This is a genomic window from Streptococcus caprae, from assembly GCF_042649745.1.
Taxonomy (GTDB): domain Bacteria; phylum Bacillota; class Bacilli; order Lactobacillales; family Streptococcaceae; genus Streptococcus; species Streptococcus caprae.
On record NZ_JBHRZV010000004.1, the window covers coordinates 1 to 24131 of the forward strand.

Annotated in this window: 30 protein-coding genes and 1 pseudogene; 4 read left to right on the plus strand and 27 right to left on the minus strand. The window is 40.9% G+C overall.

Translation table 11 applies throughout. The features are described 5' to 3' along the window. Nucleotides 1-259: 259 nt before the first annotated feature. The 4 genes and pseudogenes from ACFORF_RS00905 to ACFORF_RS00920 form a co-directional block, all read right to left on the minus strand. Nucleotides 260-382: pseudogene (locus ACFORF_RS00905) on the minus strand (glycosyltransferase family 8 protein); the annotation flags it as partial. A gap of 164 nt (nt 383-546) precedes the next feature. Further along, entirely contained in the window at nt 547-1035 is a 489-nt protein-coding gene (locus ACFORF_RS00910; RefSeq protein WP_380424428.1) for a nuclear transport factor 2 family protein, read from the minus strand. Nucleotides 1036-1084: 49 nt separating this feature from the next. Next, nucleotides 1085-2173 (minus strand): YncE family protein, encoded by a 1089-nt coding sequence (locus ACFORF_RS00915; RefSeq protein ID WP_380424430.1) that lies wholly within the window; start codon nt 2171-2173, stop codon nt 1085-1087. A gap of 26 nt (nt 2174-2199) precedes the next feature. Continuing rightward, on the minus strand, nt 2200-3183 hold the full coding sequence (locus ACFORF_RS00920) for an alpha/beta hydrolase (RefSeq protein WP_380424432.1): 984 nt from the start codon (nt 3181-3183) through the stop codon (nt 2200-2202). A 76-nt stretch (nt 3184-3259) separates the two neighbouring features. On the opposite strand from ACFORF_RS00920, the gene ACFORF_RS00925 reads away from it, so the two are divergent. Then, nucleotides 3260-3640 (plus strand): MerR family DNA-binding transcriptional regulator, encoded by a 381-nt coding sequence (locus ACFORF_RS00925; protein WP_380424434.1) that lies wholly within the window; start codon nt 3260-3262, stop codon nt 3638-3640. A gap of 289 nt (nt 3641-3929) precedes the next feature. Here ACFORF_RS00925 and ACFORF_RS00930 read toward each other — a convergent pair whose 3' ends face one another. The 7 genes from ACFORF_RS00930 to ACFORF_RS00960 all read right to left on the minus strand — a co-directional run bounded on the left by ACFORF_RS00930 (nt 3930) and on the right by ACFORF_RS00960 (nt 9150). Then, the gene (locus tag ACFORF_RS00930; RefSeq protein ID WP_380424436.1) at nt 3930-4301 is read right to left on the minus strand and encodes a hypothetical protein; all 372 of its coding nucleotides are present in this window, start codon (nt 4299-4301) and stop codon (nt 3930-3932) included. 323 nt (nt 4302-4624) lie between these two features. Continuing rightward, on the minus strand, nt 4625-5734 hold the full coding sequence (buk, locus tag ACFORF_RS00935; protein WP_380424438.1) for a butyrate kinase: 1110 nt from the start codon (nt 5732-5734) through the stop codon (nt 4625-4627). Between the two features lie 10 nt (nt 5735-5744). Further along, nucleotides 5745-6740, minus strand: a complete 996-nt coding sequence (locus ACFORF_RS00940; RefSeq protein ID WP_380424440.1) for a phosphate acyltransferase — start codon at nt 6738-6740, stop codon at nt 5745-5747. A gap of 8 nt (nt 6741-6748) precedes the next feature. After that, a complete protein-coding gene (locus tag ACFORF_RS00945) occupies nt 6749-6982 on the minus strand; it encodes an acyl carrier protein (protein ID WP_380424442.1) in 234 nt (77 codons plus the stop codon). A gap of 13 nt (nt 6983-6995) precedes the next feature. After that, nucleotides 6996-7412, minus strand: a complete 417-nt coding sequence (locus ACFORF_RS00950) for a Zn-ribbon domain-containing OB-fold protein (RefSeq protein ID WP_380424444.1) — start codon at nt 7410-7412, stop codon at nt 6996-6998. A gap of 15 nt (nt 7413-7427) precedes the next feature. Beyond that, nucleotides 7428-8729 (minus strand): thiolase C-terminal domain-containing protein, encoded by a 1302-nt coding sequence (locus ACFORF_RS00955; protein WP_380424446.1) that lies wholly within the window; start codon nt 8727-8729, stop codon nt 7428-7430. A gap of 22 nt (nt 8730-8751) precedes the next feature. Beyond that, the gene (locus ACFORF_RS00960; RefSeq protein ID WP_380424448.1) at nt 8752-9150 is read right to left on the minus strand and encodes a hypothetical protein; all 399 of its coding nucleotides are present in this window, start codon (nt 9148-9150) and stop codon (nt 8752-8754) included. 120 nt (nt 9151-9270) lie between these two features. Here ACFORF_RS00960 and ACFORF_RS00965 point away from each other — a divergent pair, with 120 nt between their 5' ends. Beyond that, on the plus strand, nt 9271-10854 hold the full coding sequence (locus ACFORF_RS00965) for a PucR family transcriptional regulator (protein WP_380424450.1): 1584 nt from the start codon (nt 9271-9273) through the stop codon (nt 10852-10854). Between the two features lie 34 nt (nt 10855-10888). Here ACFORF_RS00965 and ACFORF_RS00970 read toward each other — a convergent pair whose 3' ends face one another. The 12 genes from ACFORF_RS00970 to ACFORF_RS01025 form a co-directional block, all read right to left on the minus strand. Then, on the minus strand, nt 10889-12661 hold the full coding sequence (locus tag ACFORF_RS00970) for an FAD-dependent oxidoreductase (protein ID WP_380424452.1): 1773 nt from the start codon (nt 12659-12661) through the stop codon (nt 10889-10891). Nucleotides 12662-13247: 586 nt separating this feature from the next. Continuing rightward, entirely contained in the window at nt 13248-14273 is a 1026-nt protein-coding gene (locus ACFORF_RS00975; RefSeq protein ID WP_380424454.1) for a S66 family peptidase, read from the minus strand. A gap of 109 nt (nt 14274-14382) precedes the next feature. Next, entirely contained in the window at nt 14383-14616 is a 234-nt protein-coding gene (locus tag ACFORF_RS00980; RefSeq protein WP_380424456.1) for a hypothetical protein, read from the minus strand. A gap of 3 nt (nt 14617-14619) precedes the next feature. Continuing rightward, entirely contained in the window at nt 14620-14751 is a 132-nt protein-coding gene (locus ACFORF_RS00985) for a hypothetical protein (RefSeq protein WP_380424458.1), read from the minus strand. Nucleotides 14752-14805: 54 nt separating this feature from the next. Further along, nucleotides 14806-15240 (minus strand): GntR family transcriptional regulator, encoded by a 435-nt coding sequence (locus tag ACFORF_RS00990; protein ID WP_380424460.1) that lies wholly within the window; start codon nt 15238-15240, stop codon nt 14806-14808. 107 nt (nt 15241-15347) lie between these two features. Further along, nucleotides 15348-15884 (minus strand): Asp23/Gls24 family envelope stress response protein, encoded by a 537-nt coding sequence (locus tag ACFORF_RS00995; protein ID WP_380424462.1) that lies wholly within the window; start codon nt 15882-15884, stop codon nt 15348-15350. 104 nt (nt 15885-15988) lie between these two features. Then, nucleotides 15989-16177 carry a CsbD family protein gene (locus ACFORF_RS01000; protein WP_380424464.1) on the minus strand — a complete coding sequence of 63 codons (189 nt, stop codon included), beginning with the start codon at nt 16175-16177 and terminating at the stop codon, nt 15989-15991. A gap of 45 nt (nt 16178-16222) precedes the next feature. Next, nucleotides 16223-16744, minus strand: coding sequence for an Asp23/Gls24 family envelope stress response protein (locus ACFORF_RS01005; protein WP_380424466.1), 522 nt, complete (start codon nt 16742-16744; stop codon nt 16223-16225). Between the two features lie 24 nt (nt 16745-16768). After that, nucleotides 16769-16960 carry a DUF2273 domain-containing protein gene (locus ACFORF_RS01010; protein WP_380424468.1) on the minus strand — a complete coding sequence of 64 codons (192 nt, stop codon included), beginning with the start codon at nt 16958-16960 and terminating at the stop codon, nt 16769-16771. Nucleotides 16961-16968: 8 nt separating this feature from the next. After that, complete coding sequence (gene amaP, locus ACFORF_RS01015) at nt 16969-17544, minus strand: alkaline shock response membrane anchor protein AmaP (RefSeq protein ID WP_380424470.1); 576 nt, start codon at nt 17542-17544, stop codon at nt 16969-16971. 13 nt (nt 17545-17557) lie between these two features. After that, complete coding sequence (locus tag ACFORF_RS01020; protein ID WP_380424472.1) at nt 17558-17797, minus strand: GlsB/YeaQ/YmgE family stress response membrane protein; 240 nt, start codon at nt 17795-17797, stop codon at nt 17558-17560. A 48-nt stretch (nt 17798-17845) separates the two neighbouring features. Next, a complete protein-coding gene (locus tag ACFORF_RS01025; RefSeq protein ID WP_380424474.1) occupies nt 17846-18088 on the minus strand; it encodes a GlsB/YeaQ/YmgE family stress response membrane protein in 243 nt (80 codons plus the stop codon). 394 nt (nt 18089-18482) lie between these two features. On the opposite strand from ACFORF_RS01025, the gene ACFORF_RS01030 reads away from it, so the two are divergent. Beyond that, on the plus strand, nt 18483-19112 hold the full coding sequence (locus ACFORF_RS01030) for a TrkA C-terminal domain-containing protein (RefSeq protein WP_380424476.1): 630 nt from the start codon (nt 18483-18485) through the stop codon (nt 19110-19112). Between the two features lie 465 nt (nt 19113-19577). Then, nucleotides 19578-19835 (plus strand): CsbD family protein, encoded by a 258-nt coding sequence (locus ACFORF_RS01035; protein ID WP_380424479.1) that lies wholly within the window; start codon nt 19578-19580, stop codon nt 19833-19835. A 115-nt stretch (nt 19836-19950) separates the two neighbouring features. On the opposite strand, the gene ACFORF_RS01040 is transcribed toward ACFORF_RS01035, so the two are convergent. From ACFORF_RS01040 to ruvB, 4 genes are all read right to left on the minus strand, one after another. Beyond that, on the minus strand, nt 19951-21741 hold the full coding sequence (locus ACFORF_RS01040) for an acyltransferase family protein (RefSeq protein ID WP_380424481.1): 1791 nt from the start codon (nt 21739-21741) through the stop codon (nt 19951-19953). Beyond that, nucleotides 21738-22121 (minus strand): MORN repeat-containing protein, encoded by a 384-nt coding sequence (locus ACFORF_RS01045; RefSeq protein WP_380424484.1) that lies wholly within the window; start codon nt 22119-22121, stop codon nt 21738-21740. The genes ACFORF_RS01040 and ACFORF_RS01045 overlap by 4 nt, the downstream gene beginning before the upstream one ends. Before the next feature lie 10 nt (nt 22122-22131). Beyond that, nucleotides 22132-22557, minus strand: coding sequence for a low molecular weight protein-tyrosine-phosphatase (locus ACFORF_RS01050; protein WP_380424487.1), 426 nt, complete (start codon nt 22555-22557; stop codon nt 22132-22134). Nucleotides 22558-22813: 256 nt separating this feature from the next. Continuing rightward, nucleotides 22814-23812 (minus strand): Holliday junction branch migration DNA helicase RuvB, encoded by a 999-nt coding sequence (ruvB, locus tag ACFORF_RS01055; protein ID WP_380424490.1) that lies wholly within the window; start codon nt 23810-23812, stop codon nt 22814-22816. Nucleotides 23813-24131 lie beyond the last annotated feature (319 nt).

A 24131-nucleotide genomic window follows, 5' to 3' on the forward strand; every position in this document is an offset into this window, starting at 1 on the left:
ATCAATCATCGACCGCGAAAATGTTTAGCTTACAGAACAGCTGTTGAAGCTCTCTTGAACGAGTTTAAATAAATGTTGCACTTTTTCTTGCAATTTATCATAATAAAATTTAAGTAGAACATGCAGATATGAAAAGGAACACTCTGATTGAAGTGTTCCTTTTTTTTACTTATGGATGTCTGTTTTTGTTTTCAATGACACCAAGCGTTCAACTTGGCTAAGAAACACTAATAGCCTACAACTAATCCTGTAAGGCACTCAGCCGAGTCTTCTGCAGGACATAGACCTGGACATCGCGACTGCTGCTGTTTTTAATCAGGGAATATAGGGTGACTTGAAACTGACGAACGTAGCCATCATCAATGGAAAAGAGGAGGTTCATGAGGTTCCCTTCAAATTTTTTTGACCAGTATAACAAAATAGGTGGGGGCTGGCAAGTTCTCGCTAGAAAAGCTAAAAAACCTCCAATCAGGGAGGGAAGGTTATCAGCGCCAACTATTACTCCCAAAAGGAAGGGTAGCGGACGGGGAAATTTTGTGACCGGCCTTATTTGACCTGTTGACCTGTGAAGATGGCTTCCAGTTTGCGGAACCATTTGCTGCCCCGTTTTGGTACAGGTAGGAGCTGTTCGTAGAGGTCCAGCATGTTGAAGCAGCAACGTCCAGCGCTGAATTTTTCCTGCTCCAAATCAATCGTGTAAAAGCTGGCAAATTCCCACTGGGCGGTAGGACCTGTCAATTTCCGACGGCTCTTGCGTGATGAGGTGGCTCGGACCAAAAAGGCAACGGTCACGCCGTCAATGCCGATGGCGGGCTCTTTAATCAGCTCAAACTTGAGGTCAGGCCAGGTGTTGTACATGTTTTGCAAGAAGGCTTCTGCCTCGTCAATGCCTCGAATTAAATCCACAGCCCCGTCATCTTGGAGGACAAAATCCTCAGTATAAAATTCTCTGGCCATAGAGGCGTCACGTTTTTCCATGCCCTTATAATAGCGTTCTGCCAGCCATAGGGCTTTTTCAGGTGTTAATTTTTCCATAATTGTTCCTCTTTCTAGTTTCTATGAGTTTTATGTCGTGATGGTGAGGTTATTTGGCGTCAGGGACGACCATAATCCGCTGGGCTCTGAAGGACGATACCCAGAGGTCGTCTCCAACATAGAGGGCCGTTGTTCCGCCACCGAAGGCTCGAAAGGTTGGCAAATCCAAGACCTCTGTTACTGTCATAGTGTCAGGGTCCAGCTCTGCCACGGCTGTATCGGATGGCGACACCCCAATATCCGTTCCATTGGTCAAGAGGACCACGGTCAGAATATGGGTGTCCTGGCCCGTTACCAACAAGCTCCCATCGCTACTGTATCGGATGTTATCTGGCAAGAACGAGACAGGGACAGTCACTGGCTTGGCCGTGTCATCGACCAGGCTAATCCTAGTGACGGTCTTATCCGAATAGCCATTGATAAAGGCCCATTTTTCATCAGGAGAGACGGCGATGCCGTTGTTGCCAGCTAATCGGGCCTGGGGAAGCTCCTGATAACCAGCCTCAGCAGTCCATTTATAGACAGTGCCGGTAGCTTTCCCAGCCAGAAAATCGGTGAAGGTTCCAGCATCAGTCTCTATCATGGGGATGGTCACCAGAAAACCATCTGACAAGGGAGCAACGGAATTGCCCACCATGCCATCAGGTGTCGGTACCGAGCCCTTCCAGCGAATCTGCGGCTTATCACCTGCTATGGACAAGTCAAACACCTCAACGGATTCTCGGCCGCCATGATTGACGGCATAGATTTCAAAGCTGGTGTCATTGAGTTGCTTCATGGCGATGCCGTGGGCGGAAAAGAGTTCAGGCTCTTCGATAGTCTCGTAGCCCGCCGCAGGGGTAGCTGAGAAATCAATCTCAGCCTCCTCCCAGGTCATGGTCTTAGCATCAATCAGATAGAAACCGCCCTTTTCCCAGCTCTTGTCTCCCAGGTTGCCGGTCAGGACCCACTGGCTGTCGCCCAGCTGGACCATGTCTTCGGCATTATTGAGGCCTTGAATAGAGGTCAATCCCTTGGGGTCCTCTGTCTGGTGGCCTGTCGAATAGTAGAGGTAACTGCCCCCAAAACCGATGGCAAGAAGAGCCAGCAGGCTGAGGAGGGTCGCTAGTAGTCGTTTTCTAAATTTCTGTTTTGTCATCCTGTTCTCGCTTAACTAGCAGTCGCTTACTGCTGGATAATGTCCACCATCTGCTCCTGGGCTTCCTTGGCTTCAGGGATGGGGTAGATAGCGTAGACGTGGTTCATCTTGTCAGCTTCAATATAGTTGTGGTCTATGCCTTGCTGGGTCAGGAGGTCATGGAGTTTCTGGTTATCTGGCAGAAAAAGCTCATGGGTGCCAACAAACATGGAAATCTTACCGAGACCGTCAAAATCTCCGTAAATGGGGCTAACATAGGGATTGTCCATGTTGGCTCTGCCATTGGCCCAAAGCTCACCAGTACGGGAGAGTTCCCAAGCTGACAACATAGGGTCAAGTGCCTCATAGTCTGCTACCTCTGGATTGTCGGTCGCCACATCTAACCAAGGCGAGAGCAGGATGATGTCCTTGGGTTGCGGAAGCTCGTGGTCACGGGCGTACATGGCAAAGCCCAAACTAAAGCCGCCACCAGCCGAGTCGCCCATAAGGGTGATGTTTTGAGGATCAGCCGTTTCGGATAGAATCTGCTTGTAGAGGGCTTCCATCTTGGGAAAAGCATCCTCATAGGTGTAAGCTGGAACCTTGGGGTAGATTGGGAAGACGACCTTGGCGTCTAGCTCTTTAGCGATACGCTCAACGGTAGAAAAGTGCAGACTTTTAGGTTGTCCGACATAGCCCCCACCGTGGATATAGAAGAGCACCTTTTGGTTAGGGTCCTGCTTGTCGTTCCAAGTGAAAACTTGCATGCCGTCCACCCTGGTTTCCGTCACTTCTTGGGAAAGCTTGGGTTTGGCAAAGGGCTGATCGCTGATGGCTTGTAGTTCTGAAAGGTAAGCAGCATATTTTTCTTCTGGATAATCTTGCTGACTTTTTTTCATGCCACTGAGCCATAAGACACGTTCAATCCCCCAACTGGCGACGGAACGTTGTTCGACAAGTCGGGCATAGCCCCATAGCAGAGCGGTGATGGTGAGCAGGATTAGGCCTGCTCGTTTTAGGTGTTTTTTCATGGTTTTTCTCCTTCTTGTGTTTTGGACTTTTTTAGTATAAACTATGAAGTAACTTTATAGTCAAGGAGAAAGTTCCATGAACAGCAAAGAATTTGTCGCCCGTAGTGGTCTTGCCATTTCCACCGTCCGTTATTATGAAAAAATCGGCCTCCTGCCAGCCCCTGTCCGTGGAGATAACAACTACCGTTCCTATGAAGACCGGCACCTGCTCCTTGCCCGCTTTATCAAAAACATGAGCCTGAGTGGCTTTTCCCTCAAGGACATCGGGGTCTTTTTAGAGGACTTGCGACAAAAACAAGACCTGACCGATGTGGCCAAGGCCAACCTCCGTGACCGCTTGGTGGAAATTGACCAGCAGATTGCGCAACTGGGTCAGATTAAGGCCATTTTATCTGATTTACTCGAATCCCAGAGTGAACTGGTCTCCCAACTGGCAGCCTTGCAGGATCAGGTATAGACTATTAGCGTTTCTCAGCCAAGTTGAAAAAAATGCCCAAAAGGGAAGCATGCAGATAATGAAAGGAACACTTCATACGAAGTGTTCCTTTTGTGTTCTCTAATAACAGTTCTCCTCTGATTAGGTAGGATGGTTCATGAATCAGGAGTTCGGCTTGACAAGAGCAGACAATTAGTAGGATTTTCCGACAAATCCTGCTAATAATTCAACCGTCGCTGGGTCATGATGGTCTGCAAATACAGTAGAGTCGGTGTTAATATTCCTTTAACCATAAATAATCCTCCTTCTTTTACTTAACTAATTTCCAATTCTTAGCATCTGAATTATCAATCATAATTTTTCTACGATGATTTAACAATTCGTCGCTCACAAAATATTGTCCTAATCGTTCTACAAACCCACATTTCTGACAAGTATAAAGATAATCTTCTCTTATTTCATTTACTAAAGCTATATTGAATTCAAATTGTTTGCTACACTCGTCACAGGTCATACTAAGATGTTCACTGCTAAATATTAAATCAAAAATGCTCTCTAATTCTTTATTATCATCCTCTGATAATGCTAATATTATCTTCAAATTTCTGATATATCGGTTAAACTCTGATGTTTCCTTATCTATATCTATATATTTTTCAAAAATAGCAACAATAACCTCCACCAAATGATGTAGAGCAAGCTATCTTTGAGCGATTACAGTATCTTGATGGGTACGATCCTTTTCAATCCTTAAAAAATCGACCACATCCATACTACACCATTACCGTCAAAAATTTTATGATTTTCTATGTTTTAATTGGCAAGACTATGGAAGTTCGACGAATCTTATATCGAAAAAGAGATATGGATAAGCTGCTTTAAAGATAGAAGGACAACCCTCACAAATTATACTGCTCCCCATTTCTCTTTTGTGATGAATGTAAAAACAAGCACTTTCAATAATAAAGTGCTTGTTTTTTATGCTTAGGCTTATCCTTTAACTATCTAAAGAGGGAAATCACTGGGTTGCCAGATTGGGACACCCTTATAGTACTTTAATTCTTCCTTACCCGACAGAACACGGAGAGCGCCATTAGCCATTGCTTCCATTTCAAACTCCCCGGGATAAGCAACAATAGGAGCAATCCACTCACAATAATCCTTTATTTGTAGGACCAAATTTTCGTTGTAAACCATGCCACCACTTAACAAGATTGCTGACACATTCCCTTTTAAAACGGTAGCCATTTGCCCAATCGTCTTACTAATTTGATATAACATGGTGTCCCAAACAAGTTTACTCGGCTCATCTCCTTGATTTGCCTGTTCAGAAATCTCCCTCGCATCTGAGGTTCCCAGTAAACTCACTAGACCTCCTGTTTGCGTACAGAACTTTTTAAGGTCTTCAGAGGTGTAACCTTCCTGAATGAGTTCAATAACAGTGGATAAGGCTAGACTTCCCGAACGCGTTGGAGCAAAAGGACCTTCTCCACCTACAATATCAATGCCATCTACTATTCTCCCTTTTCTATGTGCAGAGACAGATATTCCCCCTCCAATATGACAGACGATATAGTTTTTATTTCTATACGCTTCACCCATCAATTGAGCATGATGAAGTGCTGTCTCTTTAAGATTCAAAGCATGCAGATGACTCGTCCGATAATGACCTTTTATGCCCGTCAATCTTGCTAAATCTTGGTACTCATCTGTATCCGGTGGATTGACTACATAGGCTGAACAAGAAGATTGTTCAGCAAAATAAGCTGCCAATTGAGGTCCTAAACAAGCTGGATGTTCTACACCATTTGCGCAGTTTTTCGCATCTGTCAGTAAGCAATTATCTATTTTGTAAACACCACCTCCAACAGCTAATAAACCACCACCACGTCCAACAACTGCATCAAACGTAGTAGCATCGATTGCTTGTTGTTGCAAAAAATCTTCAATAACTTTTTTTCGATAAGAGAATTGTTCGCTAATATGAGAAAAGGTTGCTAATTCATCTGATTGATGGGCGACATTTTCACTCAATAAACACTCTTTTCCTACAAAATAGGCAATCTTAGTGGAGGTTGAGCCAGGGTTTATCGTTAACACACGGTATTCCTTCATAGAATTTCTCCTAATACATTGCTCGCACAGCTGTCAAGGCGATATTTCCTACTAATTCTGATACTGGTGCACTACGCGAACAATCACTGATAACCTTATTCATTCCAGTAATCATCGGTCCATAGGCATCAGCATGGGCAAATTGTTGTAAAAGTTTTACACCAATATTTCCTGCATTTAAGTCTGGGAAGATTAATACATTAGCTTGACCTGCCACTTTACTATCTGTAAGGACTTTTTTCTTCGCTACCATAGGATTCATTGCTGTATCCAACTGAAATTCACCTTCAATTAGCAAATCTGGACGCTTCTCTTGAGCAATTTTCACTGCTTTAACAACCTTATCGACTAATTCTCCTGTTCCACTTCCTTGCGTTGAATAGGACAAAAAAGCACAGCGTGGTTCCCAGTCTAGTAAAGATTTCACCGTATCACAAGTCGCGATAGCAATATCAGAAAGGTTTTCAGAAGTCGGATTCTGACAGACCGCTGCATCGCCAAAAGCTATCAGAGAACTTTGTGCCCCTTCAAATCCAGGAATGTCTAAAATACCACAGCTAGAAACTGTTTCAATATTTTTTTGTAAGCCAAGTATGCTTTGACCTGCCAAGATTACTTCACCAGTAGGGTGTGATAAGCCTGCAAATACTGCATCAACCTTATCAATCGCTGTCAGAACCATCGCATAATAAAGTGAATCTGAAAGACGACGTCTGAGAGATTTTCCTTTAAACAGGGCGTAAGGATATGTCTCATAAGAAAGAGCGAGCTCCTCCACTGTTTCTTCATCCTCAATATCATAAAACTCAAAAATATCACGGTCTATCCCTAAGCGTTGACATTCCGAAGTCATAGAGGCTAGTTTTCCAACCAAAACAGGTATAATGTAGCCTGCCTGAGCAGCTTTAGATGCAGCAAGAAGTATCTTCTCTTCCTCTGCCTCAGGGAAAACCATGCGCGCCGGTCTTTCTTGTGCTTTTTGATAAATCCTATCCATCATCGCCATAAACACACCTACATCTCTGCTTCTACAAAAGCCACAACATCACCAACTGTATTAAATTTTCCCGCTTCTGAAAGCGGAATCATAACATCTAACTCATCTTCAATATTGGCAATCAAACTCACCATTCCTAAAGATGAAGCTGCAAGTTCATCTTTAAACGATGTTTCTAAAGACAACTCCTCAACTGCTACATTAAAGGCTTGAGCTGTAAGTTCCATAATAGTTTGTTTTACTTCTGACATTTTTTCTACCTTTCTATTCTTCCATAAAGTCTTCATCAACCTCAAATGCGACCATTTTGTAGCCATCACGTGGAACTATAATCGCATGTACAGGTACTTCTGGCAAATGCTTTTCTACAAAGTCACGATGCTTTTTCTTAATTCCTTTTATCATGCAATTAAAGTAAGCACCTTCTTCAATTTCAACAGAGCCATACACATAAGGTTTCATATCATCATTCACTGGCTGATGCGTCATCATCCCAGGAAGGAAAAAGTCAATCATCTTCCCTTTCCCTGAGATTTCAACCCATTCCATATCATGTAATTCACCGCAAGTATTACACGTTAAAACTGGTGGGAATTCAACTGCTTGACAGCCTGTACACTTACGACCGAGTAAACGACCTTCATCCAACCCATCATAGTATGTTTTTACAATTTTTTCCATGAAAATCCTCTTCCTTTATAAGGTTCTCAAAATAGTAGCAGAAACATTTTGTCCACCACCAAAACCACGCAACATGGTTGTTTTTGGTAATCGCTTCACTTGACGTTCACCACATTCCCCACGCATCTGTTTTACGGCTTCGTAAATATCTGCAAGACCTGAGGCAGCATGAGCATGTCCAAATGATGTTCGCCCACCATTAGTATTAATTGGTTTGTCTCCATCAAATCGTGTTCGGCCGTCTAGCACATACTGATAACCTTCATTTTCAGGCAAATAACCAGCTATTTCCGCAGCATCTAAATGGGAAGTAATAATAAAATCATTAGCATAAAACAAGTCAATTTCTTCTGGTTTTACCCCAGTAACTTCATATACTTGGCGACAAGCTTCACGTGTAGCACGACGTTCCAAGTGTGGATTAGATGCTTCCAAGGCTGACGATCCTGTACCTAAAATTTCAATGGGATGATCCGTGTATTTATAGGCCATTTCTGTTGGACAAACGATGATTGCTGCTGCACCTTCGCTACGCTCTTCTAAACCACTAACACGCATATGATCTCCAATCTTAGGGTTAAATGGAGATTGTAAAAATTCCATTGCTGAAGCAAATCCTTTTTCTTTAGCAATAGCATCATATGTTGTTTGTAATTTAGCTAATGGATTTTTAGAAGCATTGTAGCGATTATTGATAGCCATAGCGCAGAGAACTTCATCCATCGTTTTGGCATCCAGCTGATGATCTCTTGCATACAAAGATGCTAGGTCATCAAATACGGTATACATACCAGCCTGCATGCCACGTGTATAAGCACGATCATAGATAAATTTTAGAGATGAATTAAATTCCTCTATACTAAAACCTCGACGTTTATGGGCTGGTTGTCCGTCAACCGGAAGGCTAGCTCCCATATCTGCTGCACCCGTTAATACTATGTCATATTTACCAGAAGCTACTGCCATAACAGCAATCTCCAAAGCTAAATATCCTGTACAGCAAGCTTCTGAGTGATGCATGGAACCTTTTCCCTTCATACCAAACCAGTTTGCCACTTGCATGTTTGGTGTAATATACTCAGAAACAAAGCCAGCGTTTGCCTGTCCATGGAAATAATAATCAATATCCTTAGGCTGAACACCTGCATCCTTCATTGCTTCAATGGCAGCGTAGCCAAAAAGTTCTCCTTCTGTTAGACCTTCTGTTTCAGGACTACCAAGAATTTCCATAAATGGGGTACACCCAACTCCGATAATTGATACACTACGACCATACGGCTTAAGTGTTGTGCGATTTAATACTCCTTGATGTTCCATATATTTTCCTCTCTTTAACATTTTATTTTGTTAGACTTTCTATCATTCTATCTGTGAAAAAAGAAACCAGCAAAGCTGTGAGGTAAAAAGTAGGTAATTGCTTTAGCCAAATACTAAGTGTTTCTTTACTGAATGACATCGCTTGTACAGATAAAATAAACGTAATAACGGTTACGTTTATAAAGGCAGTTATCACTAATACTAACCTAGCAGAAGAAATTTTACTTCGTTCAGATAAGATTGAACTCCACTTATCAATCGGCAAAACACTCACTAATATCATGGCAATGAGAAATCCTTCTGCTGTGGGAACCATAAAATTTTCTATTGTCGGTCCTTCATTGATTAGTATCAAGTTAACAATACTAAGTGCAATAGAGACAGTTCCATTCATTAGAATCGCAAACTGTAATTTTGTCATATAAGCTCCTTTCTTAACTAAAATTATACTGAATTGATGAGGGCATTTAATCGTAAGCCCTTACAAAAAATATTTTAAAAGTGGTATAATATTTGTAAAATATTACAATGGGTAAAAATAATGCGTCTAGATGATATTTTAACTGCTATCTCTTCACAATCTATTACGATTGCTCAATTGGCTGATAGTTCTATCAATATTATAGATTGTCAAGAGACTACATGGACTACCTTAGAGGGTAATCTCGAACATTCCATTTTTTGGTTTATATCAGAGCCCTTTGTTAAACCTACTCTGGTACATTTTGAGCCTGTCACGATTCTGTGCATAAAAGAAACAAAAGTCGAGCCAATTCGTCGTTGCTACCCTAATGCAACGATTATTCTAGCAGCGACATTACAGCAATTTGAAGAAATTCAACAAGTTATTAGAGATTCTTTGCATATGAACTATGTTGCCTTAGAACGCCTATCTGAGGCCTATCATGCCGTTTTTTCAGGTGCTAATTTTCAAAAATTATCTGAAATTGGTAGTGCTATTTTCGGAAATCCTATTTTTATATTAGATAACTTGGGAAACTATATTGCTTTTCCACCTTTTCAACAAGATGAAGAGACTATTCTCCAGCAAGAACGCCAACGAGGATACATATTAGCAAGTGACTTATCCGAATTAAAACGATTAAAAGTAGATCAGATTTTACAAGAAACAGAAAAAGCCTATCTTTTTGAAAATCCCATTTTAAATCATCAGACTTTGGTTGATTTTATTCGATTAAACGGTTCTGTTTTGGGTCGCCTAATGACATATGATAAGAACAAACCTTTAACAGAAGGTGACCGTATTGTCTTTATGCACTTTGCACGTATTGTTGCATTAGCTTTTAGCCAAGATAAAAACTATCTCATGAACAAGGATGCACCCTACTCCTACTTCTTACAATCACTACTTAATAGGGAATACAATACTCCAGTGATGGGAAATACCCAATTAGAAGAGTTAGGATTGCATGTTCAACATTACAAACGAGTTTTGTCTGTTCATTTTTTGAATCCTGATATAACAGAAAGCAATCGTCTCGTTATTGCACAACAATTAAAAAAACTGTTAGGAAATGCACTTTTCATGTTTCATGAAAATCGGCTTATTTTCTTAGCTTCTGGTCTTCAAAAAGATTTTCTACAAGCAAAGGTTTGTGAGTTGCTAGATTTCTGTCAAATATCACAGATTCGCCTGAGTACAAGCCATATCTTTTATGATTTTTCACAGTTTCGACAACTGTATCATCAAGCATTACAAGTAGAACAACTCGTACAAAAATACCAGTTAAATGGTTCTCTTTTTTCTTATCGCTATATGGACAGCCTCATCATGCTGGATTCCCATCTTACACACCAAACTTCTTTTATTCACCCTGATATATTAGAGTTGTTGGAATACGATAAACAAAAAAATAATCAGCTACTTATCACACTAGCAACCTACATTCTCTTTAATCAAGATATTGAAGAAATTTCAAATTATTTATATGTGCATCCCAATACCCTTCGCTATCGCATCAAAAAAATAAAAACAATACTACAAAATGATTTAACAGATTGGCTTCTTTTAAAAACGTATTATGATTCGCTTGTTCAACTCTTCCAACTAGGAGAAATTTCCAATCAAGATTTAATCATTCGAAATGATCGTTATTTTTTATAGACGAAAATAAAAGGCTGAAATAATCAGCCTTTTTCTATCCTTTAAACGAATCAATAATTGCCTTTCCAGCCATTCTTCCCGAATTAATAGCAAATCCCATTGAATTCCCTGGAAGAGTAAAGTTGTAACTATCCCCATAAATGGTGTTCGCATCTGAACCTGCACTATAAAGTCCTTGAATCCACTTACCGTCTTTATCCAGAACTTGACAGCGAGAATCAATACGCACGCCACCCATCGTTCCATATGCACCAACGTAGTATTTACCTACTAAATAGCCACCTTCTCCAGTTAATGGATGAAGATACTTCACATCTTTATAGAACAATTCATCTACACCTGTCTCGCAGTAATGATTGTATTGTTCAATCGTTTCAGACAACTTTTGGACAGGAATGCTTAGTTTGTCTGCCAACTCATCTAAAGTATCTGCTGTAATAATACCTTCATAGTTATTCTCTTTAGCTTTTTGGATGTCTTGATCAATAATGTGGAACCCTTGAACCGGATGAACAAAATCTACAATATCCGGTCCATTCTCTTGGTACTCTTTTAGGATGGCCCGATCCATAATACAATATGCATAGTGTCCAGGCTGAAGGTCAATTGCATTACCTGCAAAGGTTGTGTTCCCCATGAAGCCTTCATTCATAAACCGGTCTCCATGTTGATTAATCAGAAGATTTGGTTGCCGAAGAACCCCATCCGCAATCATATATTGAAGATTATGTGGCAAGACAAAAATAGCTTCAGTAGCAAGTCCGAATTTTTGAGCACCTGCTTCCCACATCATTTTCAGACCATCCCCAGTGATTCCTGGCACATTAAAAGTATAAAAATCCTTATTCAATTCATAACCAAATTCGTCTTGAATCATTTGTGGATTAGAACCAAATCCACCTGTGGCCACCACGATAGCCTTAGCTCGTGCTGTTATCACTTGCCCTTCCTTGGTTTGGGCCCGAAGACCAACGACCTCGTTATTCTCGACAAGTAACTCTTCAACAGGTGTGTTCAAATAGAAGGTAACTCCTAGAGATTTTGCTCGTTCAGTCATGGCTTTGTTCATAGAAGCTGCAGCCCCTGGTCCAATTTTTCCTTCGTTATCAACAATGTGCCAAGTTGCTTCAGACTCTTTGAAATAACGGAAAGCACCTGCGAATTTCACTCCCATTTCTTCAAGCCATTCAATCGTATCTGCAGAGAGATTGAAATAAGTTTGTACTAAATCACTATCTACGCGATAATGAGTGTATTCCATTTGCTTAGTCAATGCATCTTTCACGGACAGATCATTGAACATTGCCTTTTGGATTTTTGTATTAATACCCAGAGGTCCCATACCCATGTTGGCAGTTCCACCGGTGATAGATTGTTTCTCAAATACCACCACAGATAGCCCTGCTTCTGCCGCTGTAACTGCTGCAGCAAGTCCTGCAGGACCAGCGGCTACAATTGCCACATCAACTAAAATTTCTCTATCAGATAAATCTTGCTCTTCTTGAAGGCCTGCTTTTTTCATAGCATCTTTTACAGCATCCATAATAGCATGGGAAGACACCGTTGCTCCACTAACAGCATCAACCTCTGTCGACTGAGCAGCTACAATTCTACCTGGAATGAGACTAGCTGCATTATCAGGATAAGCTGGGGAACCATGGTCTCCAAGTACCTTTACAGATAGCAATTTCCCATCCAGAATTTGAACTTCAACATCATAATTTCCGTGTTGACCTTCACCAGTTCCAATAAATGTTCCATCTTTGAGAGTAGTCATCCGTAGACCTCCTTTTGTAATCGTTACCAAGATAATAGCATATTTTTAGAAAAAGCAATTTGTTTGATAGAACAAATATATAGTGATTTTAATAACAAAGATTGTTATTAATTACAAAAACAATCCTACTTAATAATTACTTAAAATTCTATCATTCTAGTTTCTTAGAAATCAATAACCTTAAGCAATTCAAAATCATTATTTCTGATAAGCTACCTGATGAAATACTCATAGATGCAACAAACAAAAGTGGAATTGAATGGATTGGAAATGAATAGATAAATTGTCGAATAAGCTAGAATTTTTAGCTTTTTTATTTGCAGAAAAAACAAACATACTAAAGATGATAAATTGAAGAAAGGAGCTAATAACGCAGCAAGCAATTTACTGCTGGAGGAATGAAGAAAGAAAAGACGGAGAAACTGGTCACGGTTTAACTCTCTTCCTTTTCTCTCTTCTCTCTTTCAAGGTGTCATTGACTTGTCAGAGAATTATACGGTAATAAAAATGGTTATTCTACGAACAACGTGAGTAAAGAATAACCATTTTGGAATAGAAATAGTAAAGAAAAAGATGTTTAACGATGAAAATAATGTAAAAAATAATATGAAAATAACTACTCCTCAAACCGAATCACCTGCTCGTCTGCATCCACATGGGCTATGACCCCAAATGGAACGATGGCTCTCGGTGTTGCATGGCCAACATTGAGATTATAGAGAATGGGAATATCTGTATCGATCACTTCTTGTAGGATTTTCTTATATTCTGCATCATAGATTTCATCCTCAGGCTTGCCCACAAGGACACCATTTAGAACTTCAAAGATGCCTGTTTGCTTGAGTGCCTCTAGCATCTTGCGATAAAGCTCAGGTTCAGGTCTCTCCTCACTAGTTTCCAGTAGTAAGATTTTCCCCTGCCAATCCTCCAAACTAGGAAAAAGCTGATTGGGCTGGCAGAGATCAATCGAGTCTGCATAACGACTGTTGTCAAAGATATCAAAAAGCGACTCTAGGCATCCTCCTAAAATTGGACCCGAAAATTGAGCTGGCCCCTGGAGCAATTCAAACCCTCTGTCACGGTGACTGACTCGCTTGGTTCCCAAGGCCTGCTCACTGTAGTCTTCACGCGCCTCATACCAGACCTGGCTGGGTCTAATCTCCCGAATGCATCTAGTGTCTACCAGCTCTTGAAAATAAGCTGCGCTATAAGGCAACATCTCCTCATCTAATTCACAGACATCGGCCAAAAAAGACTGACCGTAGAAGGTCTTCAACCCAAGCTTATGCAGCATCAGGTGGTTCATGGTCGTATCCGAAAAACCTAGAAATACCTTACTCGTCAAAACTTGTTTCAATTGGTCATCCTCAAACAAATAGGGCAACAAGCGATAGGTATCATCGCCACCAATCGCACATAAAATCATATCCACAGCATCATCTTGAAAGGCTTGAAGTAAATCCTTAGCCCGCTTTTCAGGGTGAGCTTTTAATTCCTCAATCCCTTCCAAGGCATGTGGCATAAAGCTCACGGTTAACCCCATATCCTCTAGACGCTGGATCCCTAAATCCAACTCATGCTTGACAAAGTCCTCTCCCAAGGTACCGCTCGATAGGCTGACAATTCCAACTGTTTTAATCATAGCAAGGCCTCCACTTAAATTTTTACTATTGTAGCAGATTCAAAGAAAAAATCAACCCTAGTAATACACAAAAACCACTCAGCTTTGCCTGAGTGGCTTAATTTTAAGCTTAACGATTAGCATCTTCACTAGAAACTACGGTCTCATCTGACTCTGGCGTTACAACATTAAATGTTGCATCCAAAATATCCTTAGACGTAAATTTGTTAACCAAATCTTTACCTTTTTTCAAAAGGTCTTGACGATCTTCCTTGCTCGTCCAATTATAAACGATACCTGCTACTGTTGCAGCAGCCAGCAGACCCTGAAGGAAATTAGGACCTTTTTTAGTCACTTGTGCCATAAACTACCTCTTTTCGTTCTTTTCGGCCTTGTAGTCCTTAATCATTCCGCGTACCACTTGAATAGCTGGTAGTACAACTGTGACAAATTGGACTAAGCGCATCAATTTACTAGTTCTCTGTGTTGATTTTGCCATAAGAAACTCCTCCATTTATATACGACTATCGCATGCGAAATAAAATCACCCGCTCTAGCTCTCCTCAAGTGGGATAAGAACCTTTTCTCTCAAGTCTCCCACTAGGCGTTTCAGCTTATCCAGGTCAGATTCTTGTTGACCAATCATCTGACTTATCTCATGATAAATCTCTTGGATTTCTACCTGTTGCTGATGTTCTGCTAAATAGTTCTCAGCCTTTTTCTTAGAAAGAATCACAGCTCCCTTACCATGACGAAGGGACAAAACACCCCTCTCATCCAGGATTTTCAGCCCATGTCTAACTGTCTCACGAGAGACACCAAACCGGTTACCGAGAGCAACCATAGGCTCCAATTGCTGGCCGACAACTATCGATTGATTTCGGATGAGGCTTGCGATGGATACCGCCACTGTTTCATAACTAGCTTGCTTAGGTTTACCATGCATCTCTCTCACCACCTTTTCGGTCAATAGCTTCGTTTGTCCCATAGCAGAGCAGAGAAATCTTTTATCTTTTTAACCCCTGTCACTCTATTATCGGGACCTTACAACGCTTGTAACAAGAGGGAACCTTGTAGGGTCCCCCTCTGCTAGTCTTATTGTACGCGACTGTCTTCTACAGATGCCTTAACCTTTTCAGTTGTGTTTGAGATAGCTTCTCCAGCCTTGCTAGCCTGTTCAGAGACAAATTCACCTGTTGTTTGAGCTGCTTCTGTGACACGGTCTTGTACCGTTACAGAGTCTGCTTCAAACTCACCGCGAGTCTTAATATCTACGACATCAACATTCACTTCGACAACTTCAAGGTGTGTCATACGAGCAACTTCTTCACTGATGATAGCCTTGATATTGTCAACGATTTCTGGAATGTCACGACCGTACTCAACCACGATACGAAGATCTGTTGCAACCTGCTTAGTTCCAACTTCAACATTGACACCTTCTGCAGGATTATCACTGTTGACCACCTTGTTTTTCATATCGGTGAAGAAACCACCGCTAACAGCTAGGAGCCCAGGAACCATCTCAAGAGACTTCCCGATAATCTTCTCAACCACTTTATCGCTGTAAGTAATGCGACCTTTAAGGTCTGAACTTTCATGTGTTTGTGTCAAATGAGTTGTATTTGTCATATTCTTTTCCTCTATTTCTATGCGTTTTAAAAACTTTCTTTAAAATATTGTTTCATCCTTGGACTCCTACTAGTTAAGCTAATAGAAGACCTTACGAATACAGACTATTTTTTCAGTCCTTCAACAAATCCTTCGACGGCATCTTTAGCATCAACAGCTGCCTCTTTGACTTTTCCTGTTACTTTGTCCACGAGGCCTTCAGCTTCAACTTTTTTGTCATCTGTTAGTTTTCCATAGGCTTCTTTGACAGAGCCTTTTGCTTGGTCCAATTTTGCATCTAATTTATCAGTCATGATGATTTCCTCCAATTTTAATTCCTAGTTTTTATTCCAGCGTGCTTAAATCACGCGTGGTTCGTCGCTTTCTGTCAAGTCGTTAATGCCTTTTGCAGCCTTGTTGTACTGGGTTGAAGCAAATTCACCCGTAGTCTGTGCCGCATCTGTTACGCGATCTTGAAGGCTGACCTTATCAGCTTCATATTGTGCACGGGTCTTGATATCAACGACATTAACGTTTACTTCCACCACATCAAGGTCTGTCATGCGTTTCACTTCTGTCTCAATAACTTCCTTGATAGCCTTAAAGATTGTTGGCACGTGTTTTTGATATTCAGCAACGATATCAAGATCTACCGCCACTTGTTTTTTACCAACTTCAACATTGACACCATCACGAGTTGTATCAGTGTTGACCAGCTTGTCCTTCATATTAGAGAGAAAGCCACCGTCAACGCCGAGCAGACCATCCACAGTCTCAAGAGCGATACCAATAATTTTTTCAATGACCTTATCTGCATAGGTCAATTCGCCACGAATAACGTCTGATGTTACGATAGCCTTTGTTGTTTTTGTATCAGTCATAATATTTACCTCTTTTTTTAGTTTTTATTTAAATAGACGATCAATGAATCCTGTTTGCTTCAGATAGCTAGCAAGGTAAATCCCTCCAGCTACACAGAGCAGGATAATAAACGTTTTAATAATCCCAAATGTGATGAGAAAGAGTGCTACAAGTAGTCCTATCAAACCTCCTACAATGGGATAGCGATATTGGCTAATCAGTGTTTTCCAATCCATATCTACTCCTATTCTACGCGACTAGAGGTCGATGTCTTCTTAGGTTCAATGTGTTTAACAGACACGCTATACTCCACATTCTTAGTCACTCCGAAGAAATGCTCCAATCCAGTCCGAATATCTTGCTCAATGCGTTCAACCTTCTCAGGAATACCCACACGGGGGATAACCTTTCCTGCAACGTTTATTTTAAACTTATGCTTGTAAACTTTGGCTGTTACATTTGGAGAAGCCATCAACCCCTCTTCTTGGACGATGGTCTTGACAAATCCTTCTAAAGCGGATTTCTTAAGATTAAGCGTCCCTGAGTGACCATCTTCTAATTCCACCTCTGTGTACAATCTTGGAAAGAAAATCGTTACCAAGATAAGGATAAGGAATATGGCAATCATCGCCACTGCTAACCAGAAGACATAAGGTGCTATAGCCAACTGGGCTATTGGAGCCAATCGCAAGTGGCTCATAAACACCTCGAGCTCTGGTGGAAGAAAAGCTTGATCAGCATATGTCAATGCCAAAACACCAAACAAAACAACCATGACCAAACTCCCTAGAACGATTAGAGTTTTCGTAAACTTATTCATAGGAAACCTCCTCTTAGTGTGATTTCTCTAAGAAGAAAGAAACCACCGCAACAACGATAACCGCTCCTAGAATAGATGGGATAAGTGCCATATCTGCCAATGTAGGTCCCCAGTAACCAAAGATCCCTTGACCAACAGCTGATCCAACTAGACCCGCTAAAATATTAGCAATCCATCCCATTGAGCCACCTTTCTTAGTAATAGCTCCTGCGACAACACCAATCAAGGCTCCAATAATAATTGACCATAACATAATAAGTTCCTCCTATTTAATATTATTTTTGAATATGTACACTTTACATTAAGAATGTAATCGACTCAAAACATAAGAGACAACAACTACTACAATAACAGCTCCGATGATAGATGGAATCAAAGCCATACCTGCTAAACTTGGACCCCAGGTCCCAAACAGTGACTGACCTACGGATGATCCAACCAAACCAGCCAATATATTAGCAATCCATCCCATTGAGCCACCTTTCTTAGTAATAGCTCCTGCAACAACACCAATCAAGGCTCCGACAATAATTGACCATAACATACGATTTCCTCCTTTGTATGTCTACATGTGCCACAGACAACTCCTACTTTCCCGGAAGATGTCTTTTTTATGACAACTTTTGTTTTTGTTTATATTGTCATTATAGACAAAACGTTTTCAGTTGTCAATGATTTAACTCAAATGACAATAACTTTTTATGTTTAAGTAGTCACATTCTTAAAAAGCCTATTAGCTAAAGGTTTTTTAGAATGTATTTTTCTAAAATATACAATTTGATAAGGTGGTTTTTAAATTTACAAATAAATTGACAACATATTTTTTAATAAAACATTCAACTTTTAGTTTGTTTTTAAAAAAAGTGCTATAATAAAATAAAAGAAAGTATGTTGAGTCAAATTATTTTCTTAGACACATATTAGAAATGGAGACACCTATGCCTAATCGTAAAATTATCAAAACATCAAAATTTCAACAAATAGCCGTTGAGGTAGCTAAAAAGATTGCCATTGGAGAATACCCAGTCGGTGAAAAAATTAAATCCCGCTCGACACTTGCAGCTACCTTTGGTGTATCACCAGAGACTACGCGCCGTGCTCTCAATATTCTGGCAGATCTTCATATCGTCAATTTAAAGCATGGTAGCGGTGCAGTCGTTATCTCAAAAGAAAAGGCTATCGAATTCCTTGAAGATTTTGAAAGCACCAATGATATCGAGACTCAAAAAAATAGAATTCTTAAAAAAATTGATGAGCAAGAACTTCACTTACGAGAATTAAAAGGTTTAGTCGCTGTCTACTTAGAACAAACCAAATTAGTAAACAAGAAATATCCTTTAGATCCATATGGACTCAAGTTAACATCCGATTCTGACTTAATCGGTATGGAACTCCAAGAGGCTCAAGTTTGGCATAAAACAGGTGGCACCATTGTCGCTATCGAGCGGAAAAATGAACTTCTCCTTTCACCTAGTCCCTATCAGACTTTCCAGAAGGACGACATTATCTACTTTATTGGCGAGGAACCTAGCTACGCTCGCATGGCAAAAATCTTCAATATTAAATAAATCAAAACTGAAGCTGGGACAAAAGTTCCCAGCTGCAATATTTATAGAGTTTTACTTGCAAGACGCAGTGGCTGAGTGGACTCTAATACACTGATGTTATAAGCTTTTAGACTCCTAATCAACATGCGGAGGTGGGAGTGAAACAGTCTGGGAAAAGACCGTTTCAGTCTGAGCCTAAAAAACAAAAGCGAAGTAATCGAAGTTCCAACGAATTACCGATTTTTATCCCACTCTCATTTTAGGGCATCCCGCGAAGGATCACGACGGTCAACAAGTCCTCCTTTTTTATTCTACGACTTTCTTTTTAGCACTTGATTAGTGACAAGTTCATTATATTTTTTTATTGTCAGTAATAGGTTTTCAGTTGACATTTTTCTATTTTTTGATACAATGACACTATAGTAAAAATTAAATGTTGTCATAATCTTTTGAGACTTTTAGGACAATATCAAGGAGGATACACATATGTCAGAAGAAAAATTCTCAGCTAAATTGGATCAAGTTGTTGGCTCTGTCAAAGAAGGTTTTGGCAAGTTAACCGACGACAAAAAAGTTGAAGTTGAAGGCAAAGTAGATCAATTGGTCGGTAAACTTAAAGAAGGTTTTGCAGATGCTAAAGAATCTGTTGAAGGACTCGTTGACGGTGTTGAAAAGCATATTGATGAGTTGAAGACAAAAAAATCTACCAATGATACTATTGGCAGTGAAGATGCTAATCGTTAGTCTTACATAAAAAATCAGGCGAGGGCTCAACAGTCCTCGCCTGATTTTGCTATCTTTCCTTAATTTGATATAAAAACTCAGGTCAATCGTAGATATTTATTGACCTGAGTTTTTATTATTCTGTTTCACCTTTAGCAGCCTTCTTAGAAGCCTCTTTGATAGCTGCATTGACGGTATCAGCATAGAGTTGGGCACCAACTCCACCTTCTTCTGAAAAATGTACGCCATCTGTTCCAGCCCAAATTTCTGGATGGTCGCTGGCTGTCTCATACCAATCTGCTACAGTAACATAAGTATACTTTTTAGCTAGAGTTAATTCATAATCTCTAGCTTTGACAGGACGTGCATCACCAGTATTATATGGAGATACTAGGATAAGACGATAACCATCCGGAAGTCCATCAATAAATTTTTGTATATCTTCTTCATAATTATAAAGTGAGTTAACTCCCACTGCCAGCACGACTGTTTTAGATAAAGTACCGGTCTGAATGGCATTCTCAAAAATTTCATAAGCCGCAGTAAAGTTTCGACTAACCGCAGCATCAATTTGTGCATCTGGTAGGGTGGATTGCAGAGCTGTACTTGCACGAAGGGCTACCGAGTCTCCAATCACCATAACATTAGTCACCGCTTCTGCATCGCCAGCAAGTAGGGTATGTGTCCGATTGAGATTTCGCTCTGCTTGGTTTAGACTATCGGCCAAGAGACCTGTTTCAAAAGCCCCAACCTTGGGTGCTGTCACTGATAAGCCTAAGGTTAGCAGTGATAGTATACCAATGGTAATCAAGAAAGGCTTGCGGTATTCTTGGGTCTCAAGCTCAATATCGAAGATTTTAGGAACCTTACCTTGTAAACTTGGCTCGATAATATAGAAGGAAAGGCCCGAAAACAAGATCGAAAAGACAAGAGTCAGAAAGACCGCTACCAGATTACCGGATACCTGCTTAAAAATCGTATAAAACGGCCAGTGGAAAAGGTAGACACCGTAGCTTATGTCAGCAAGAACTGTCAGCAGACCTGGCTCTGCTATTGCCTCCGGCGTCCGATCGCTCAAGACCCGACAGCAATAAATCATAACCGCCGTGAAAAAACTAGCCAAGATAAAGCCAAACAGATAGGTCAAAAGATGGTCGAAGTTTAGGGTGAAACCAAGCAGAATCAACATTAAACCGGAACCAATCGCACCCAATAAAGGGTAGTGAAGAGGCCAATTTTTGGCGTTGCGGCGGTAGCGCTTGGTTGTTTCCTTAATGCCAGACATGGTCGCAAAGATTGCGCCAAGAAAGAAAGGAAAGGCACGTGACACAGTTGAAAAATAGAGCATGGAAAGATTATCCACAAAGAATGAGCGGATAAACAAGCTCAAGAAACTAATCAGAAAGAGGCCTACAGAACTGATAAACACTGCTCCTCTGAACTGTTCTGCCTTCCAACCGCGCTTAGACAAGAACCACACCAAAACACCCCAGAAAACATAAAAGTGAACTTCAATCGCTAAGCTCCAGGTATGGAGGAAGAGATGGGGATAAAACTGACTCTCGTAACTGGCTCCAATGAACTGCTCATAGAAGTTCGTCGTGAAACCAATCGCCGCCATAATCTGCTGGCCAATGCTAGCCAGATAGTCCCGACTCACCAACAAGGTGAAGGGCATGGTCACTAGTACCATTAAAACAAGCGGAGGAACGATACGGTAGAATCTCCGTCTTAAAAAAGAAACCAAATCAAAGGACTGCTTGGTCTGATATTCATCCAAGAGCAGGGCTGTAATCAAGTAACCAGAAAAGGTGAAAAATACGTCGACACCGATAAAGCCACCTGGAAAGAATTGCTTAAAGAAATGGTATGTCAACACCAAAAGCAGACCCATCACTCGGACTGCTGAAAACCATTTTATCCTCATTTTTGATAAATCCCCTGTACAAACTTGCCTTTATAGACCTTACCATCGATTGCTTTTAGAGTTCCTTGTCCATCGGCTTGACCATTTTTAAAATCACCAGTATAAGACCAGCCATTGGCCGAAGTAAAGGTTCCCTTCCCGCTAAAGACACCGTTTTTAAAGTTACCTTCGTAGACATCGCCATTGGCATAGGTAAGCTTGCCCTTTCCATTCATGCGATGGTTTGCGATACTACCAGTATAGGTCAAGGCCCCATCTTGATAGGTCAAGGTCCCTTTACTTCTGATAGGCACTAGCAAAACTGACAATCCAAAAAGAACAATAATAAGGAGAGCAATACGCTCCCAGTCTTTTCGGGTTAATTCCTTTAGTTTTTCCATAATCTCTCGTTTACTTTAATCTTTCATACCACTCCTGACAACCTTGTCTCACCAACCTATAGGTTTCGTCAAAATCACCAGTATACCAAGGGTCTGGGACACCAGTCTCCCCAAAGAGATAAATTTTATGATCGTATTGGCCCTGTGACATCCCTTGCAAATCTCGTACATTTTGCTCATCCATTCCGATGACAACATCAAAAAATTCAAGGTCATCAGATGTGATTTGTTGGGAGTGTTTCTGTGGGTCGCAAACATGACCGTTTTTACGTAGAACAGTCTGTGTCCCTGAATGGACAGGATTACCATGCTCCCAGCCAGAGGTCGCTCGACTTTCAATGTGAAACTCGTCTCCCCCAACAGTGTCCTTCATCACAAATTCTGCCATCGGACTTCGACAGATATTTCCTAGACAAACAAACACAACTTTTTTCATGGTTAACTCCTTCATCTATTATAGCATGATTTCTAAAATGATAAATTAAGAAAATCTCTTTTTTGGGACATAGCAAAACTCTCATTGCTGTTCTCTTATCTCGTCGCGAGATATAGACTTTAGGTCATTATTTGACCATTTAAAGCCGTGATTGGTGACAAAATCGAAGACAATCGAACTCCTATTGACGTTGTCCAGTTGTTTCCCGATTCCATTTACAGCCAAGCATGGTGACAGTAATATTTATCTTCTAAGGCTAATCCTGATGTTGTGGATAACCAAGATGCTCATAGGCCTTGGCTGTGACCACACGGCCAGTCCTAGTCCGCATGATAAAGCCTTTTTGAATCAGATAAGGCTCGTACATATCCTCAACCGTATCTCTTTCCTCAGCGATGTTAACAGACAAGGTCCCCAGACCGACGGGCCCCCCTTGATACATCTCGATCATGGTTCTGAGTATCTTCTGATCAACATAGTCCAACCCTTCATGATCCACATCCAGCATGGAGAGCGCCATGTCAGCAATATCACGGGTGATCTGACCATCTCCCTTGATTTGGGCAAAGTCACGAACACGTTTGAGCAAGCGATTGGCGATCCGAGGGGTTCCACGGGAGCGACGCGCCAACTCTACCGCTGCTTCGTGAACAATGTCCATCTCAAAGATTTCTGCAGTCCGTTCAACAATCTCTGTCAAGTCGGCCTCCCCATAGTATTCCATATGGCTCGTAATTCCGAAGCGAGCTCTCAGTGGATTAGAAAGCATGCCAGCTCGGGTCGTTGCCCCAATCAGTGTAAACGGCGGGAGGTCTAGATGGACTGCTCGACTGGTTTCTCCCTGACCGATCATAATATCAATGTAGAAATCTTCCATTGCTGAATAAAGTACTTCTTCGATCTGCATGGGCATACGATGAATTTCATCAATAAAAAGCACGTCGCCTGGCTCCAAATCGTTTAGGATGGCAACCAAATCACCGGCCTTCTCAATGGCTGGTCCTGAGGTTTGCTTGAGATTAACCCCTAATTCATTGGCAATGACAAAAGCCATGGTCGTCTTCCCTAAGCCCGGAGGGCCAAAGAGTAAAACATGATCCAAAGCCTCGTCACGTAGCTTGGCAGCTTCGATAAAAATACTAAGTTGATCCTTGACCTTATCCTGGCCAATATATTCTCTTAAATATTGAGGTCGAAGTGTCCGTTCAATAACTTCTTCATCCCCCATGAGTTCATTATCTAAAATTCTAGTCATGATTTCATTATAGCAAAAAAGAAGCCTTCAAGCTAGAAAGGAAAGTGCTGATTAGCCGTGATTACAACGGATAGCTTCCAGTGACTGTCCATTAGCACCTGAAAGCTCTTGAGGCCTTCTTGATTAAACTGTCATATATCTGTTCTCCAGCGCTTCCCCCAAAAATACCTTTAAGCCATAGAACTTAAAGATGATTGGTAGCAAGTCTAGATAATCCACCAGTCCCTAAAGAGAATGATATTACAACTATCTGAATAGTTTATAATGCGCTTTAACTGCTTTTTCTCTCCTAAAGCCGGCCTAGATTGTAAGGACGGAG